Origin of the sequence: Streptomyces sp. NPDC021080 (assembly GCF_044333225.1) — a bacterium.
GTDB lineage: Bacteria > Actinomycetota > Actinomycetes > Streptomycetales > Streptomycetaceae > Streptomyces.
In genome coordinates, this window is record NZ_JBIRQM010000005.1 from 1 (window position 1) to 17,835 (window position 17,835).

The 17,835-nt window shown below is 69.5% G+C and carries 9 protein-coding genes, 1 tRNA gene and 1 rRNA gene; 10 read left to right on the forward strand and 1 reads right to left on the reverse strand.

What is annotated here, in order from left to right; all coding sequences use genetic code 11:
* The 3 genes from rrf to ACH4S8_RS13375 form a co-directional block, all read left to right on the forward strand.
* Positions 1-95: ribosomal RNA gene (gene rrf / locus ACH4S8_RS13365) — 5S ribosomal RNA — on the forward strand; the annotation flags it as partial.
* 113 nt (positions 96-208) lie between these two features.
* Positions 209-871, forward strand: coding sequence for a DegT/DnrJ/EryC1/StrS family aminotransferase (locus ACH4S8_RS13370; protein WP_398394092.1), 663 nt, complete (start codon positions 209-211; stop codon positions 869-871).
* 83 nt (positions 872-954) lie between these two features.
* Positions 955-1,027: transfer RNA gene (locus tag ACH4S8_RS13375), tRNA-Thr, on the forward strand.
* A 115-nt stretch (positions 1,028-1,142) separates the two neighbouring features.
* Here ACH4S8_RS13375 and ACH4S8_RS13380 read toward each other — a convergent pair.
* Positions 1,143-3,890 (reverse strand): SpoIIE family protein phosphatase, encoded by a 2,748-nt coding sequence (locus ACH4S8_RS13380; protein ID WP_398393200.1) that lies wholly within the window; start codon positions 3,888-3,890, stop codon positions 1,143-1,145.
* Positions 3,891-4,290: 400 nt separating this feature from the next.
* Here ACH4S8_RS13380 and ACH4S8_RS13385 point away from each other — a divergent pair, with 400 nt between their 5' ends.
* From ACH4S8_RS13385 to ACH4S8_RS13415, 7 genes are all read left to right on the forward strand, one after another.
* On the forward strand, positions 4,291-9,786 hold the full coding sequence (locus ACH4S8_RS13385; RefSeq protein ID WP_398393202.1) for a HAMP domain-containing protein: 5,496 nt from the start codon (positions 4,291-4,293) through the stop codon (positions 9,784-9,786).
* Between the two features lie 332 nt (positions 9,787-10,118).
* Positions 10,119-10,802, forward strand: a complete 684-nt coding sequence (locus ACH4S8_RS13390) for a two-component system response regulator (protein WP_037620357.1) — start codon at positions 10,119-10,121, stop codon at positions 10,800-10,802.
* A 135-nt stretch (positions 10,803-10,937) separates the two neighbouring features.
* The gene (locus ACH4S8_RS13395; protein ID WP_398393205.1) at positions 10,938-13,691 is read left to right on the forward strand and encodes a DNA translocase FtsK; all 2,754 of its coding nucleotides are present in this window, start codon (positions 10,938-10,940) and stop codon (positions 13,689-13,691) included.
* A 334-nt stretch (positions 13,692-14,025) separates the two neighbouring features.
* Entirely contained in the window at positions 14,026-14,883 is an 858-nt protein-coding gene (locus tag ACH4S8_RS13400; RefSeq protein WP_398393207.1) for a helix-turn-helix domain-containing protein, read from the forward strand.
* A gap of 93 nt (positions 14,884-14,976) precedes the next feature.
* Positions 14,977-16,452, forward strand: a complete 1,476-nt coding sequence (gene rimO / locus ACH4S8_RS13405) for a 30S ribosomal protein S12 methylthiotransferase RimO (protein ID WP_398393209.1) — start codon at positions 14,977-14,979, stop codon at positions 16,450-16,452.
* Complete coding sequence (gene pgsA, locus ACH4S8_RS13410) at positions 16,449-17,207, forward strand: CDP-diacylglycerol--glycerol-3-phosphate 3-phosphatidyltransferase (RefSeq protein WP_398393211.1); 759 nt, start codon at positions 16,449-16,451, stop codon at positions 17,205-17,207. Before rimO ends, pgsA begins: the two co-directional genes overlap by 4 nt.
* Positions 17,204-17,749 carry a CinA family protein gene (locus ACH4S8_RS13415; RefSeq protein ID WP_398393213.1) on the forward strand — a complete coding sequence of 182 codons (546 nt, stop codon included), beginning with the start codon at positions 17,204-17,206 and terminating at the stop codon, positions 17,747-17,749. Before pgsA ends, ACH4S8_RS13415 begins: the two co-directional genes overlap by 4 nt.
* The last annotated feature ends 86 nt before the right edge of the window (positions 17,750-17,835 follow it).

Sequence of the window (17,835 nt, forward strand, 5' to 3'; positions counted from 1 at the left end):
AAACGCCCGGTTACATTCCGAACCCGGAAGCTAAGCCTCACAGCGCCGATGGTACTGCAGGGGGGACCCTGTGGGAGAGTAGGACGCCGCCGAACAAATTTTAGAGAGCTGGTCCCCGAACTTCGGTTCGGGGACCAGCTCTTTTTTGTTTTGCTTTACTTTGAGTTCACGTTGCGCGACCAGGATCCGCATCATGAGTACTGCTGCCATGCTCGGAGCCGCGGGTGTCGGAGCCGGTGACGAGGTCGTCGTGCCGGCCTTCGGGAACGTCGAGGTCGCCGACGCCGTGACCCGGGCCGGCGCCACTGTCGTCTTCGCGGACATAGACCCGGCGACGTACTGCCTCGACCCCCGGGCGGTTGAAGCGGTCATAACTCCCCGGACGGCGGCGCTCGTTGTCGTGCACCGCTTCGGGCGGACAGCCGACATGGTGCGGTTGCGGGAGCTGGGGCAGCGGCACGAACTGCTGATGCTGGAACAGGGCGAGTCCGAGGCGCCGTACGACGAGATCGCGCAGCGCAGGGAGCGGGCCGCCTATCTCGACGGCCGCCTCAGCGGCGTACGCACACCGGTCAGCGGCGATGGCCACACCTACCAGCAGTACGTCGTGCGGGTGCCCGGCAACGGGCGTCCGGACCGGGACGCCTTCGCACGGGCCGTACGGGCCAGGGGAGTCGAGTGCCGGGTGCCCGTGAAGACCCCGGTGCACCGCCTGCCCGGGTTCCGCCGCGACGTACAGCTTCCCGAGACCGAGCGGGCCGCCGACGAGACCCTTTCGCTGCCCGTGGACGGGACGTTGACGAAGCGGGAGATGCAGCGGATCGTCTCCGCGTGCAACGCGCTCGGCGGACTGCTGGAGCCGGCCTTCTGATCAGGGCCGGACTGGTTGGGAGCACGGCCGAATTCAGGGTATGATCTCTCTTGTCGCCGCGAGGGAAACCTCAAAAGAGACAGGCCCCCCTAGCTCAGTCGGCAGAGCGTCTCCATGGTAAGGAGAAGGTCAACGGTTCGATTCCGTTGGGGGGCTCAAGCAGAAAAGGCCTCCGCCCTTGTGGGCGGGGGCCTTTCGCATTGCGTGTGTTCCGACCGACCGGACCTCGGCCCCCGGGACGCATGTCCCAGGAGCTCCGGTCCGCCGGGTCTCAGTCCGTGTGGAGGCCGGGGACGCGCATCGCCAGAATCGCCATGTCGTCCGACGGGGCGTCGGATGCGAAGCGTTCGACCGCGCGCATGATGCGCGCGGCGACAGCGCCGGCCGTCAGCCCCGTGCACGTGGTGAGGACGTCCGCGAGGCCGTCGTCGCCGAGCATGCGGGTGCCCTCACGGCGTTCCGTGACGCCGTCCGTGACACACAGCAGGACATCGCCCGGATCGAGCGTGACCCTCTGCTCGTACAGCTCCAGATCCTCCATGACGCCGAGGAGCGGCTGCGGTTCGGCGGCCGGCTCGACCGTGCCGTCCTGGCGCAGGCGCAACGGGAGCGGATGGCCGGCGCAGACGACCTTCAGGACGGCGCTGCCGTCCTCCTGGGGCCACAGCTCGCCGTAGAGGAGGGTCAGGAAGCGGCTGCGGGCGCCCTCGTCGAGGATCGCGGAGTTCAGCCGTTCCAGGACCGCGGGGCCGCCGTAGCCCTCGCGGGCCAGCAGCCGCAGTGCGTGCCGGGCCAGGCCGGTGACCGCCGCCGCCTCCGGACCCGTACCGCAGACGTCGCCGATGGCGAAGCCGTACGCGCCGTCGCGGATCGGGAAGACGTCGTAGAAGTCGCCGCCGACTTCGTTGCCCTCGCCGGCCGCGCGGTAGATGACCTCGACCTCGACGCCCTCGATCTGGGGGAGTTCCGGGGGCAGCAGGCTGCGCTGGAGGGACTGGCTGATGGCCGTGCGCTCCGAGTACAGGCGGGCGTTGTCCAGTGCCAGGGCCGCTCGCCGGGAGAGGTCCTCAGCCAACTCCAGGATCTCCTGGCGGAAATGCTCGTCCGACGGCTTGCCGAGGGTCAGCATGCCGATGACGCGGTTGCGGGCGACCAGGGGCAGGACGACGGTCTCGCCGCCGACCGCCGCGGCCGTCGCCAGGGTCGGGCCGATGCCGGAGCTCACCGACGTCTGCCCGCCGAGGCCCAGGCTGCGCATCGAGGTCCGCAGGGCTGCGTCGTGGGCGGCCGCGGCCGGTGCCGACCAGACCCGGGCGCCCGGAGTGGGCACCGGGTCCGGCGGAGCGACCTTCGAGAGCAACGCCTTGAGGCCGTCGATGAGTTCCTCGTCCTCGTGCAGGACGTACGAGAGGTAGGGATCGGAGGCCTGGTCGGCGATCGTGTACACGGCGCACCAGGTGGCCAGGGTCGGGACCGTCATCTGGGCCATGAGGGCGAGCGTCTGGTCGCGGTCCAGGGTGCCGGCGAGCAGGTCGGAGGCCTCCACGAGGAAGGACAGCGAACCGCGGCGCAGACGTTCCAGCTCGCCGAGCCGGGCCGACTCCACGGCCAGGGCGATGCGGTCGGCGGCGAACTGCAGGCGCAGGGCCTCCTCGTTGGTGTAGCGGTTCGGCGATTCGGCCGCGACGCCGAGGGAACCGGTGAGGCGGCCCTCGACCTTCAGCGGGACCGTGACGACCGAGCGCATGCCGGTGCCGCCGAGGAGCGGTACGGCGCCGGGGACGAGGGTGAGGTCCTCGTGGACGGCGGGCATCCGGGCCGAGCCGTAGCGGCCGGGGCCCGCCTCGACGGGGACGCGGGCGAAACGCTGGCGCGCGGAGGGCAGGCCGGTGGAGGCGCGTACCTCCAACTCCGTTTCGTCGTCGGTCGCGAGGAGCAGGAAGGCGGAGTCGCCGTCGAGCATGTCGCGGGCCCGTTCCACCGTGCGCTGCAGAAGGCCGTCGAGGTCGTCCGGGGCCGGTGATCCGATGAAGACCTCGAACGGATCCGTGGCCTGGCCCTCGGCGTGGGCGCCCGAGTCGGAGGCGGCTCCGCGCAACGGGGTCTGCAGCACGGCGCGTTCGTGGTCGCGGACGAGGAGACAGACGGTGGAGGGCTCGCCGCTCGTGTCACGGACCCGCAGGTGCGAGGCGTACACGGGGGTGACGCGGCCGTCGGCGCAGCGGACGCCGTAACTGCCCTCCCAGCGGGAGAGTTGGAGGGCCTCCACGATGCCGGTGCCGGTGCCGGGGGTGTGCGGCCAGGCCGCCAGGTCGGTGAGCGGCTTGCCGGTGACCTGCTCGGCCGCGTACCCGAAGAGCTCCTCGGCGTCCTCGTTCCAGGAGTTGATGGCGCCGGTGCGGTCGATCTGGACGACCGCCACGCGGACGCGGCCGTCGGCGAGGGGGAGGAGGTCGGCGGGGAGCGAGGGGCCGGCGGTGCGGGTGCCGACCGCGCGCTCGGGGAGGTCGAGCTGGAACCACACCTGCTTGTGGGTGGGTGTGTAGTCGACACCCCAGCGGCGGGCGAGGGCCGCGCACAGCTGCAGGCCGCGGCCGCCCTCGCGGTCGGGGCTGCCCATGGTGACGGCCGCGGCCTGGAGTGGGATCTCGCGTTCCGGGTAGCGATCCGCCACCTCGATGCGCACGCCGTCGTCGCTGCGCAGACACAGAACGTCGGCGGAGGTGCCCGCGTGCACGACGGCATTGGTGACCAGTTCGCTGGTCAGTACGACGGCGTCGTCGACGATGTCGGCGAAGCCCCAGCCCTGGAGGGTGTCGCGGACGAACGAGCGGGCGGTCGCGACGGAGCGTCCGACGGGATCGAAACTGGCGGCCGCGCGCGCGGTGATCACAGAACTCCTTGTCCGGTCGTCGGCATGCGGGGCTCCGTGGCCCGCTCGCTCCTGCGTGGGCAGAGCGTGGTGCCCTGTCGGCCGGGGATCCTGGGGTGTCCCCCCAGGATGCAGTCCGGTGGTCATGGTGCGGTGCCCTCCGATGCCTGCCCGCTCGTGCTCGTGCCACCGCCCAGGCCGGACGGGACCGGCACGGCTGGACAGCCGCTTGCAAGGTTACTTACCTTCGCGGCCCCTGCGGATGCCGGTCATGGGTGTTTCCGTCTTGAAGAGTGCGGTGTTTCCGTTCGGGCAGGTGCGTGTGATTGCCTCCGGCCAGGGCCGGAGGACGTCCCGCGGGTGTGCGGACGATGTGCGAAGCTGCCGAACTGTTATGGCCTGGTTGGGCCGGGGTGAAACACTGGGCAGGCTCCAGGAGTGGGTCCGGGCAGGTCGTACGCCTCCCGCGCACCACGAAGAGAAGTACCCGAGCAGAAGTACCCGAGTACGCCGAGCAGTATTGGTCGACCCTTGCGGGAGGGACACAGTGGAGTCTGGCGCAGCGACGCGGGGCGGTAGGACGCGCGCGAAAGGCGGACAGTCCCTGAACAGCGGGCGCGCACCGCGCACCGGCACCACCGAGGTGGACACGGCGGCCCTGAACCGGTTGCTGGCGGCCCTGGTGGCGATGAGGGACGGCAACTTCCGCAAGCGGCTCACTGTTTCCGGTGACGGCGTGATGTCCGAGATCTCCGCCGTCTTCAACGAGGTCGCCGACCGCAACATGCACCTGACGGGTGAGCTGTCGCGGGTACGGCGCGTGGTGGGGCGTGAGGGAAAGCTCACGGAGCGGCTGGAGGCGGGTGCCGGCGAAGGGGCCTGGGCGGCCGCCATCGACGCGTCGAACGCGCTGGTGGCCGATCTCGTACGGCCCGTCTCCGAGGTCGGCCGGGTGCTGTCCGCCGTCGCGGAGGGCGATCTGTCGCCGCGCATGGACCTGCGCGCGCAGGCGGCGGACGGCAACGGGCATCCGCTGCGCGGTGAGTTCCTGAAGGTCGGCCGGACCGTCAACAACCTGGTGGACCAGCTGTCGACGTTCACCGACGAGGTCACCCGGGTGGCCAGCGAGGTGGGTACCGAGGGCAAGTTGGGCGGGCAGGCCCGGGTCCGCGGTATGTCCGGTTCGTGGAAGGACCTCACGGACTCGGTCAACACGATGGCCTACCGGCTCACCGCCCAGGTGCGTGACATCGCTCTCGTGACGACGGCGGTCGCCAAGGGCGACCTGTCGCGGAAGGTCACCGTTCACGTGGCCGGCGAGATGCTGGAGCTGAAGAACACCGTCAACACGATGGTCGACCAGCTGTCCTCCTTCTCGTCCGAGGTGACACGCGTCGCCCGCGAGGTGGGTACGGAGGGCGAGCTCGGCGGTCAGGCGCAGGTGCCCGGTGTGGCCGGTGTGTGGAAGGACCTCACCGATTCGGTGAACCTCATGGCCGGCAACCTGACGGCCCAGGTGCGCGGGATCGCGCAGGTGACCACGGCGGTCGCGAGCGGTGACCTGTCGCAGAAGGTGACCGTCTCCGCGCGCGGCGAGGTCGCGCAGCTCGCCGAGACGATCAACCAGATGACCGAGACGCTGCGGACGTTCGCCGACGAGGTGACCCGTGTCGCCAACGAGGTCGGCGGCGAGGGCCGGCTCGGCGGTCAGGCCAACGTGCCGGGGGCGGCGGGAACGTGGAAGGACCTCACGGACTCGGTCAACACGGTCTTCCGGAACCTCACGACCCAGGTGCGTGACATCGCCGCGGTGACGACCGCGGTGGCCAACGGAGACCTGTCGCAGAAGGTCAGTGTCCAGGTCGCCGGCGAGATGCTGGAGCTGAAGAACACCGTCAACACGATGGTCGACCAGCTGTCGTCGTTCGGTGTCGAGGTCACGCGCGTGGCGCGCGAGGTCGGTGTCGAGGGTGAGCTGGGCGGCCAGGCCCAGGTTCCGGGCGTGGCCGGTACCTGGAAGGACCTCACGGACTCCGTCAACACGGCGTTCCAGAACCTGACCGGCCAGGTCCGCAACATCGCCCAGGTGACCACGGCGGTCGCGAACGGCGATCTGTCGCAGAAGGTCACCGTCGAGGTCGCCGGCGAGATGCTGGAACTGAAGGTCACCGTGAACACCATGGTGGACCAGCTGTCGAGCTTCGCCGACCAGGTGACGCGGATGGCCCGTGACGTGGGTACGGAGGGCCGGCTCGGCGGCCAGGCCCGGGTGGACGGTGTGTCCGGGACCTGGAAGGAACTCACGGACTCCGTCAACTTCATGGCGGGGAACCTGACGTCGCAGGTGCGGCAGATCGCCCAGGTGACCACGGCGGTGGCCCGGGGCGACCTGTCGCAGAAGATCGACGTGGACGCGCGCGGCGAGATCCTGGAGCTGAAGAACACCATCAACACGATGGTCGACCAGCTCTCCGCGTTCGCCGACCAGGTGACGCGGGTGGCCCGTGACGTGGGTACGGAGGGCCGGCTCGGCGGTCAGGCGCAGGTGCCCGGTGTGGCCGGTGTGTGGCGCGACCTGACCGACTCGGTGAACGGCATGGCCGGCAACCTCACCGCCCAGGTGCGCAACATCGCGCAGGTCGCGACCGCGGTGGCCCGGGGTGACCTGTCGCAGAAGATCGACGTGGACGCGCGCGGCGAGATCCTGGAGCTGAAGAACACCCTCAACACGATGGTGGACCAGCTCTCGAACTTCGCCGAGCAGGTGACGCGGGTGGCCCGCGAGGTGGGCACCGAGGGCATCCTCGGCGGGCAGGCCGAGGTGCAGGGTGTCTCGGGCACCTGGAAGGACCTCACCCAGTCCGTGAACTTCATGGCCAACAACCTGACCATCCAGGTGCGCAACATCGCCGAGGTCACGACCGCGGTCGCCATGGGCGACCTGTCCAAGAAGATCACGGTCGACGCCAAGGGCGAGATCCTCGAACTGGTCACCACCGTCAACACGATGGTGGACCAGCTGTCGTCGTTCGCCGAGCAGGTGACCCGGGTGGCCCGCGAGGTGGGCACCGAGGGCCAGTTGGGCGGTCAGGCGAGGGTGCCCGGGGTCACGGGCATCTGGAAGGACCTGAGCGACAACGTCAACCTGATGGCCTACAACCTGACCATGCAGGTGCGGAACATCTCGCAGGTGGCGGCGGCGGTCGCCAACGGCGACCTGACCCGGACGGTGACGATCAAGGCGAGCGGCGAGGTCGCTCAGCTCGCCGACACCTTCAACACCATGGTCAAGACGCTGAGTTCGTTCGCCGAGCAGGTCACCAAGGTGGCCCGCGAGGTGGGTACGGACGGCATCCTCGGCGGTCAGGCGCACGTTCCGGGAGTCGCGGGGACGTGGAAGGACCTCACCGAGTCGGTGAACGGGATGGCGTCCAACCTGACCGGGCAGGTCCGCAACATCGCGATGGTCACCACGGCCATCGCGAAGGGCGATCTGACCAAGAAGATCGACATCGACGCGCGCGGCGAGATCCTGGAGCTCAAGACCACCATCAACACGATGGTCGACCAGCTGTCGTCGTTTGCGGAGGAGGTCACCCGAGTCGCCCGGGAGGTGGGCACGGAGGGGCAGTTGGGCGGTCAGGCGCGCGTCCGTGACGTGGACGGGACCTGGCGCGACCTCACCGAGTCGGTGAACGAGATGGCCGGGAACCTGACCCGGCAGGTGCGTGCCATCGCGCGCGTGGCGACCGCGGTGACCCGTGGTGACCTGAACCTGAAGATCGACGTGGACGCCTCCGGCGAGATCCAGGAACTCCAGGACTACATCAACAAGATGATCGCCAACCTGCGCGACACCACGATCGCCAACAAGGAGCAGGACTGGCTGAAGGGCAACCTCGCCCGCATCTCCGCCCTGATGCAGGGCCGCCGCGATCTCGACGACGTGGCCTCGCTGATCATGAGCGAGCTGACACCGGTGGTCTCGGCCCAGCACGGCGCGTTCTTCCTGTCGATGCCGCTGGTCGACGGCCAGGACGCGGGCACCGAGGACGAGGAGGCGTACGAGCTGCGGATGCTCGGGTCGTACGGCTACTCGATGGGATCCATGCCCACCTCGTTCCGGCCCGGTGAGGCGCTGATCGGGACGGCCGCGCAGGAGAAGCGCACGATCCTGGTGGAGAACGCGCCGAGCGGCTATCTGAAGATCTCCTCCGGACTCGGCGAGGCGCCTCCGGCCCAGGTCATCGTGCTTCCGGTGCTCTTCGAGGGAACCGTGCTCGGGGTGATCGAGCTGGCGTCGTTCACGCCCTTCACGCAGATCCAGAAGGACTTCCTGAACCAGATCGCGGAGATGATCGCGACGAGCGTCAACACCATCTCGGTCAACACCAAGACGGAGGTGCTGCTGCGGCAGTCGCAGGAGCTGACCGAGCAACTGCGGGAACGTTCCGCGGAGCTGGAGAACCGGCAGAAGGCGCTCCAGGACTCGAACGCGGAACTGGAGGACAAGGCAGAGCTGCTGGCCCAGCAGAACCGGGACATCGAGGTGAAGAACACCGAGATCGAGGAAGCCCGGCAGGTCCTGGAGGAGCGGGCCGAGCAGCTCGCGGTCTCCATGCGCTACAAGAGCGAGTTCCTGGCGAACATGTCGCACGAGCTGCGCACGCCGCTCAACTCGCTGCTGATCCTGGCCAAGCTGCTGGCCGACAATGCGGACACGAACCTCACCCCGAAGCAGGTCGAGTTCGCCGAGACGATCCACGGCGCGGGCTCCGACCTGCTCCAGCTGATCAACGACATCCTCGACCTGTCGAAGGTCGAGGCGGGCAAGATGGACGTGTCGCCGACCCGTATCGCGCTCGTCCAGCTCGTCGACTACGTGGAGGCGACGTTCCGTCCGCTGACCGCGGAGAAGGGGCTCGACTTCTCGGTGCGGGTCTCGCCGGAGCTGCCCGCCACGCTGCACACCGACGAGCAGCGGCTGCTCCAGGTGCTGCGCAACCTGCTCTCCAACGCGGTGAAGTTCACCGATTCCGGTGCGGTCGAGCTGGTGATCCGGCCCGCCGGGGCCGATGTGCCGGTGGCCATCCGTGAGCAGCTTCTGGAGTCGGGTTCGCTGAGGGACGCGGACGCCGATCTGATCGCGTTCTCCGTGACCGACACCGGTATCGGGATCGCGGCGAGCAAGATGCGGGTGATCTTCGAGGCGTTCAAGCAGGCGGACGGCACGACGAGCCGCAAGTACGGCGGTACGGGGCTGGGGCTCTCCATCTCGCGTGAGATCGCGCGGCTGCTGGGCGGCGAGATCTACGCCCAGAGCGAGCCGGGACGCGGCTCCACCTTCACCCTGTACCTGCCGCTGCACCCGAGCGAACTGCCCCCGCAGGGTTACGGGCAGCTCGCGCCGACGATGGAGGCGGGGGAGCTGCTGGCCTCCGAGGCCGAACTGCGCAGCATCGGGATGCCGGCCGAGGTGAAGTCGTATCAGGACGCCCAGAACGGGCCTGCCGCGCTGTTCAGGAGGCGCCGCAGGGCGCTGCCCACGGCCGAGCAGCGCGCGGACGCGGCCGGGCAGCAGGACGGCGGTGCGGGCGCCGCTCAGGAGCCGTGGGCGGCCGCGGGACAGCAGGACGCGGGACCGCAGCATGGCCGGAGCATCCGCTTCGAGGGCGAGAAGGTGCTGATCGTCGACGACGACATCCGCAACGTCTTCGCGCTGACCAGCGTCCTCGAGCAGCACGGCCTTTCGGTGCTGTACGCGGAGAACGGCCGCGAGGGCATCGAAGTCCTGGAGCAGCACGACGATGTGACGGTCGTTCTGATGGACATCATGATGCCCGAGATGGACGGTTATGCCACGACCACGGCGATCCGGCGGATGCCGCAGTTCGCGGGACTGCCGATCATCGCGCTCACGGCGAAGGCCATGAAGGGCGACCGGGAGAAGGCCATCGAGTCCGGTGCGTCCGACTATGTGACCAAGCCGGTCGATCCCGATCATCTGCTGTCGGTGATGGCGCAGTGGATGCGCCAGGGGTGACACACTCGTGAGAGTGACGTGGGCCGTCGCGGTGTGCCGGATGTCGGGACACCGTGCGGCCCGGCCGTTCCGGTCGGCCCGTGTCGGATGACTGACTGTGCCCGAAGCCGTGTAGAAGCACGGGATACGGGGAACCTTCTGGTCCCCTGCCGCGTTTCTGCTACGTGCACAGTGACATCACGGTGACAGGGTGTGGCGACAGGCGGGGTGCGGCTAGCATGACCGGCACAAGGACGGACGGCGCAAGGGAGTCGTCCCCTGGGGCGGCGCCCGGCGCTTCCCCAAGTCCTGCGGACAGGGGAGGCCCCATGCCGGGGCGAGGAGGGCGGGCCATGGTGCAGAAGGCCAAGATCCTCCTGGTCGATGACCGGCCGGAGAATCTGTTGGCGCTGGAGGCGATCCTCTCCGCGCTCGATCAGACACTGGTACGGGCATCGTCCGGGGAGGAAGCGCTCAAAGCGCTGCTCACGGACGACTTCGCGGTCATTCTGCTGGACGTCCAGATGCCGGGCATGGACGGATTCGAGACCGCCGCGCACATCAAGCGGCGGGAGCGCACCCGGGACATCCCGATCATCTTCCTCACCGCCATCAACCACGGCCCGCACCACACCTTCCGGGGGTACGCGGCCGGCGCGGTGGACTACATCTCCAAGCCCTTCGACCCGTGGGTGCTGCGCGCGAAGGTCTCGGTGTTCGTCGAGCTCTACATGAAGAACTGCCAACTCCGTGAGCAGGCGGCGCTGTTGCGGCTCCAGCTGGAGGGCGGCGGAAAGGCGGCGCTCGGCGAGGCCAAGGAGCCCGCCGGACTCCTCGCCGAACTCTCGGCGCGGCTCGCGGCCGTCGAGGAGCAGGCCGAGGCGCTGTCCAAGCAGCTCGACGACGACTCCGCGGACGCGGCGGCCGTGGCGACCGCGGCCCATCTGGAGCGCAAACTCACCGGACTGCGCAGGGCGCTGGACGCGCTGGAGCCGGGGACGGGCAGTGGAGCCCCCTCGGTGCCGTCGCAGAGCTGAAGCCCGTACGGACCGTCCGGGCAGCCGTGCCGGACCTTGAGGAAGCGTCAGTTCCGCTCCCTGTAAGGGCGACACGATCGGGTGAAGCACTGGGCACACGTGTCCGCTGTCGTCTCCACCGGTAACCTCACACACATGGCCTCACGTCAGTCCGCAGCCAAGAAGCCGCCCGCGAAGAAGGCGGCCGCTCCGACGAAGGCTCCGGCGAAGAAGGCCCCAGCGAAAAAGGCCCCCGCGAAGAAGGCAGCCGCCGCCAAGGCGCCCGCCAAGAGGGCCCCCGCGAAGAAGCCCGTCCCCGCGCCGGCGCCCAACCCGACCGCGGGCGTGTACCGACTCGTACGCGCCCTGTGGCTGGGCGTCGCCCATGCCGTCGGAGCCACCTTCCGCGGGATAGGACGGGGTGCGAAGGGTCTCGACCCGGCGCATCGCAAGGACGGACTCGCGCTCCTGCTGATCGGTCTCGGGCTGATCGTCGCGGCGGGGACCTGGTCCAATCTGCGCGGCCCCGTCGGCGACCTCGTCGAGATGCTGGTCACCGGCGCCTTCGGCCGGCTCGACCTCCTCGTCCCGATACTTCTCGCCGTCATCGCGGCGCGGCTGATCCGGCACCCCGAGCAGCCCGACGCGAACGGCCGGATCGTGATCGGTCTGTCGGCGCTCGTGATCGGCGTGCTCGGGCAGGTGCACATCGCGTGCGGATCGCCCGCGCGCAGCGACGGGATGCAGGCCATACGGGACGCCGGCGGGCTCATCGGCTGGGGGGCGTCCACCCCGCTGACGTACACGATGGGTGACGTCCTGGCCGTACCGCTCCTGGTGCTGCTCACGATCTTCGGGCTGCTGGTCGTCACGGCGACCCCGGTCAACGCGATTCCGCAGCGGCTGCGGCTGCTCGGCCAGAAGCTCGGCATCGTCCAGGCCGACTTCGACGAGGACCTGCCCGGCGAGGACGACGAGCGCTACGACCAGCAGTGGCGCGAGGGACTTCCCGCGCGCCCCGGCGGGCGCTCGCGCGCCCCCGAGGCCTACGACCCCGACAGCGCCGAGCAGGAGGCGCTCACCCGGCGCAGGGGCCGCCCCCGGCGGCCCGGCGCGCAGCAGCCCGACATGAACCGGCCGATGGATGCCGTGGATGTCGCCGCGGCCGCCGCCGCGGCGCTGGACGGCGCCGTGCTGCACGGGATGCCGCCCTCCCCGCTGGTCGCCGATCTGACGCAGGGCGTCAGTGTGGAGCGGGACGGGTACGAGGAGACGACGCCGGTACCGGCCGCCCGCGCCAAGGTCGTCCCGGGTGCCAAGAGGCCCCGGCAGGAGGCACTGCCGGTCGAGTCCGTCGTGCCCGACCTCACCAAGGCCGCGCCCGACGCCCCGCGCGAACTGCCCCCGCGCGCGGAACAGCTCCAGCTGTCCGGGGACATCACCTACGCGCTGCCCTCCCTCGACCTCCTGGAGCGCGGCGGCCCCGGCAAGACCCGCAGCGCGGCCAACGACACGGTCGTCGACTCCCTGCGCCAGGTCTTCGCCGAGTTCAAGGTGGACGCCGACGTCACGGGCTTCACCCGCGGACCGACGGTCACGCGCTACGAGGTCACGCTCGGTCCCGCCGTGAAGGTCGAGCGGATCACCGCCCTCACCAAGAACATCGCGTACGCGGTCGCCAGCCCCGACGTGCGGATCATCAGCCCGATCCCCGGCAAGTCCGCGGTCGGCATCGAGATCCCCAACACCGACCGCGAGATGGTCAACCTCGGTGACGTGCTGCGGCTCGCGGACGCGGCCGAGGACGACCATCCGATGCTGGTCGCGCTCGGCAAGGACGTCGAGGGCGGCTATGTGATGGCCAACCTGGCGAAGATGCCGCACGTCCTCGTCGCCGGAGCCACCGGTTCCGGCAAGTCGTCCTGCATCAACTGCCTGATCACCTCGATCATGGTCCGGGCGACCCCCGAGGACGTGCGGATGGTCCTCGTCGACCCCAAGCGCGTCGAGCTGACCGCCTACGAGGGCATCCCGCACCTGATCACGCCGATCATCACCAACCCGAAGCGGGCCGCCGAGGCGCTGCAGTGGGTCGTGCGGGAGATGGACCTGCGCTACGACGACCTCGCGGCGTTCGGGTTCCGGCACATCGACGACTTCAACGAGGCCATCAGGAACGGCAAGGTCAAGCTGCCCGAGGGCAGTGAGCGCGAGCTGACCCCGTACCCGTACCTCCTGGTGATCGTCGACGAGCTCGCCGACCTGATGATGGTCGCGCCGCGCGACGTCGAGGACTCGATCGTGCGCATCACCCAGCTCGCGCGCGCGGCCGGCATCCATCTGGTGCTCGCCACGCAGCGGCCCTCCGTCGATGTCGTCACCGGTCTGATCAAGGCGAACGTGCCCTCCCGGCTCGCCTTCGCCACCTCCTCCCTCGCGGACTCGCGCGTCATCCTCGACCAGCCCGGTGCCGAGAAGCTCATCGGCAAGGGCGACGGACTGTTCCTGCCGATGGGGGCCAACAAACCCACGCGTATGCAGGGTGCCTTCGTCACCGAGGGCGAAGTCGCGGCGATCGTGCAGCACTGCAAGGATCAGATGGCGCCCGTCTTCCGGGACGACGTCACCGTGGAGACCAAGCAGAAGAAGGAGATCGACGAGGACATCGGTGACGACCTCGACCTGCTGTGCGCGGCCGCCGAACTGGTCGTCTCCACGCAGTTCGGTTCCACCTCCATGCTCCAGCGCAAGCTGCGCGTCGGTTTCGCCAAGGCCGGCCGGCTCATGGACCTCATGGAGTCGCGCGGGATCGTCGGGCCCAGCGAGGGGTCCAAGGCGCGTGACGTCCTGGTGAAGGCCGACGAGCTGGACGGGGTGTTGGCCGTGATGCGCGGGGAAGCAGAGGCGTAGAACCTCCGGTGAAGGGGGGACGGGACAACCGGCGACGGCACGGTGAGCGCACGGCGGTCGGCCAAGGAGCGACGGGCTGTCGGGCGAATGGCGGAACGTCATGTTCCGCACTCGGCTGATATGTGAATGTGACTCACCCGTAAGGAGTCGGTGAGCAACCGTTTCGCCTTGTCGCACGTCAAGTTGAGCGAAGGGGCGTCACCATGTCCCTATATCAGGATGACCGGCCATTCTGATGGCGTACAAAGTCCCACCGCCCGGTTGCCCCACCCTTTCGTACCCCCCCTAGACTGAACTTCCAGCACAGGTGGCTACACGCTCGAAAGGCGCCCCCGTGTCCATCGTCAACTCACCTGACGGCAACTCCCCCGAAGACGAGCGTCCGTTCGAAGACGACCCTACGGCTGAGCAGCTCTCGATCGGCCGTGCCCTTCAGAAGGCACGCATCGAGGCCCATCTCACCGTCGACGACGTCAGCAACGCCACCCGCGTCCGTATCACGATCATCCACGCCATCGAACAGAACGACTTCGCCCCCTGTGGTGGCGACGTCTACGCGCGCGGGCACATCCGCACCCTGGCCCGCGCCGTCCGGCTCGATCCGGCCCCGCTGCTCACGCAGTACGACGCCGAGCACGGCGGACGTCCCGCGCCGACGCCCGCCGCCCCGCTCTTCGAGGCGGAACGCATCCGCCCCGAGCGCCGCGGACCGAACTGGACGGCCGCCATGGTCGCCGCGATCGTCGCGGTGATCGGCTTCGTCGGGTTCACCATGGTCAAGGGCGGCGGCAGCGGCGACGACTCGAAGACCCAGGTCGCCGAGGGGTCCACGCCGACCACCAAGAAGTCCGCCGCCCCCTCGGCGACCGCCACCAAGCCCGCCGACCCGAAGCCCGAGCCCTCCGACAGCGCCATCGCGGCCGCTCCGCAGGACAAGGTGACCGTCCAGGTCAGTGCCGCGGACGGACGCAGCTGGATCTCCGCCAAGGACCACAACGGGCGGATGCTCTTCGACGGGCTGCTGAAGCAGGGCGAGTCCAAGACCTTCCAGGACAGCTCCAAGATCAACCTCATCCTCGGTGACGCCGGAGCCATCCAGCTCTTCGTCAACGGCAAGAAGATCGAGGATCAGTTCCAGCCGGGTGCGGTGGAGCGCCTGACGTACACGAAGGGTGACCCCCAGGTCGGATAAGGGGTCCCGAACAGCACACCGTCGACGGGGTTGGCCAAGATCGGCCAACCCCGTCGACATTGGCTCTCGGCCAGACAAAGTAGTCTTGAGCCCATGCCTGAACGCCGTACCGTCGCACTCGTCACCCTTGGCTGCGCCCGTAACGAGGTGGACTCGGAGGAGCTCGCAGGCCGCTTGGAGGCGGACGGCTGGCAACTCGTCGAGGACGCCGAGCAAGCGGATGTCGCCGTCGTCAACACCTGTGGGTTCGTCGAAGCCGCCAAGAAGGACTCCGTCGACGCCCTCCTCGAAGCCAATGACCTCAAGGGGCACGGCAGAACCCAGGCCGTGGTCGCGGTGGGCTGCATGGCCGAGCGGTACGGCAAGGAACTCGCCGAAGCGCTCCCCGAGGCCGACGGCGTGCTCGGCTTCGACGACTACGCCGACATCTCCGACCGCCTCCAGACCATCCTGAACGGCGGCATCCACGCCTCCCACACCCCGCGCGACCGGCGCAAGCTGCTGCCGATCAGCCCGGCCGAGCGGCAGAGCGCCGGCGAGGAAGTGGCCCTTCCCGGCCACGGCGCCCCCACCGACCTCCCCGAGGGCGTCGCCCCGGTCTCCGGCCCCCGCGCGCCCCTGCGCCGCCGCCTGGACGGCTCCCCGGTGGCCTCGGTCAAGCTGGCCTCCGGCTGCGACCGCCGCTGCACGTTCTGCGCCATCCCCTCCTTCCGCGGTTCGTTCATCTCGCGCCGCCCCAGCGACGTCCTGAACGAGGCCCGCTGGCTCGCCGAACAGGGCGTCAAGGAGGTGATGCTCGTCTCCGAGAACAACACCTCGTACGGCAAGGACCTGGGTGACATCCGTCTCCTGGAGACGATGCTCCCCGAGCTGGCCGAGATCGACGGCATCGAGCGCGTGCGGGTCAGCTACCTCCAGCCCGCCGAGATGCGCCCCGGGCTCATCGACGTCCTGACCTCGACCCCGAACGTCGCGCCGTACTTCGACCTGTCCTTCCAGCACTCCGCGCCGGACGTGCTGCGCTCGATGCGCCGCTTCGGTGACACCGACCGCTTCCTGGAGCTGCTGGACACCATCCGCGCCAAGGCCCCGCAGGCCGGCGTGCGCTCCAACTTCATCGTGGGCTTCCCCGGCGAGAGCGAGGACGACCTCGCTGAGCTGGAGCGCTTCCTCACCGGAGCCCGCCTCGACGCGATCGGTGTCTTCGGGTACTCCGACGAGGAGGGCACCGAAGCGGCGACGTACGAGAACAAGCTGGACGAGGACGTCGTCGCCGAGCGCCTCGCGCGGGTGTCCCGGCTCGCCGAGGAACTGGTCGCCCAGCGTGCCGAGGAGCGCGTGGGCGAGACCGTGCACGTGCTCGTCGAGGGCATCGACGACGAGGACGGGGCGTACGGCCGTGCCGCGCACCAGGCTCCGGAGACGGACGGCCAGGTGCTGTTCACGACCGGCGAGGGGCTGACCGTCGGCCGTATCGTCGAGGCCAAGGTGGTCGGCACGGAAGGTGTCGACCTGGTGGCCGAGCCGCTCCTCGGCTCGCTCGCGTGTACTGAGGAGGCGGCCAGATGAGCGGAGCCCCGGCATCCGCGGCAGGCGGCTCCCCGGGCGCCCAAGGTGCGACGGGCGCTCCCGGCGCATCCGATGCCCCGGGCGCATCCGGTGCTCCGGGCGCGACGGACGCGCCGGGCGGCCCGAAGACGCCTCGTGGCGGGAAACTGGGCGCCGCGGCCGTCAACCAGGCCAGCCTCTGGAACATCGCCAACATCCTGACCATGATCCGGCTCGTCCTCGTGCCGGGCTTCGTGGCGCTGATGCTGGCCGACGGCGGATACGACCCCGCCATGCGCGCCTGGGCCTGGGCGGCCTTCGCCGTCGCCATGATCACCGACATCTTCGACGGTCACCTGGCGCGCACGTACAACCTCGTCACCGACTTCGGGAAGATCGCCGACCCCATCGCCGACAAGGCGATCATGGGGGCGGCGCTCGTCTGTCTGTCCGGCCTCGGGGATCTGCCCTGGTGGGTCACCATCGTGATCCTCGGGCGTGAGCTCGGGGTCACCCTGCTGCGCTTCGTCGTGATCCGCTACGGGGTCATCCCGGCGAGCCGCGGCGGCAAGCTGAAGACGCTGGCCCAGGGCACGGCGGTCGGCATGTACATCCTGCCGCTGACCGGGGCGCTGGCCAGCCTGAGGTTCTGGGTGATGGGTGTCGCGATCGTGCTGACCGTGGTCACCGGACTCGACTATGTGAGACAGGCCATTGTGCTGCGCCGCCGCGGAATCGCCGAGCGGCGGGCCGCCGCCGCGGAGGCCGAGCGGTGAGTTCCACGGCCGCCGAAGTGGTGCGACTACTCACGGTGAGGGGCGAGACCCTCGCCGTCGCCGAGTCGCTCACCGGCGGTCTGGTGGCGGCGGAGATCACCGCGGTGCCGGGCGCCTCGAAGGCGTTCCGGGGCTCCGTGACCGCGTACGCCACCGAACTGAAGCACGGACTGCTCGGCGTCGATGTCACTCTTCTGGCCGAACGTGGAGCGGTGGATCCGCAGGTCGCGATACAGATGGCGGCAGGGGTGCGCGCGGCGCTCGGTGCCGACTGGGGGATCGCGACCACCGGCGTCGCCGGTCCCGACCCTCAGGACGGACAGCCGGTCGGTACGGTCTACGTGGCCGTCGACGGGCCCTTCGAGGCGCCTGCCGACACCCCCCGTGGCGGGAAAGTGGCGCCGCTGCGGTTGAACGGCGACCGGGCGGAAATCCGTATGGAGAGTGTACGCAGCGTACTCGCGCTGCTTCTTCGGGAGCTCGCGGGCGAACAGACCGGGAATGAGCGGGCACAGCATACGGAACAGAACGGGGGGTTTTGATGTTTGCAGCCCTGAGTGAACACGACATCGCTCCCCGCACGGCCGCGGCGCAAGGCGGTACGGTGGGGCGTGAAGGATGCGGCTAC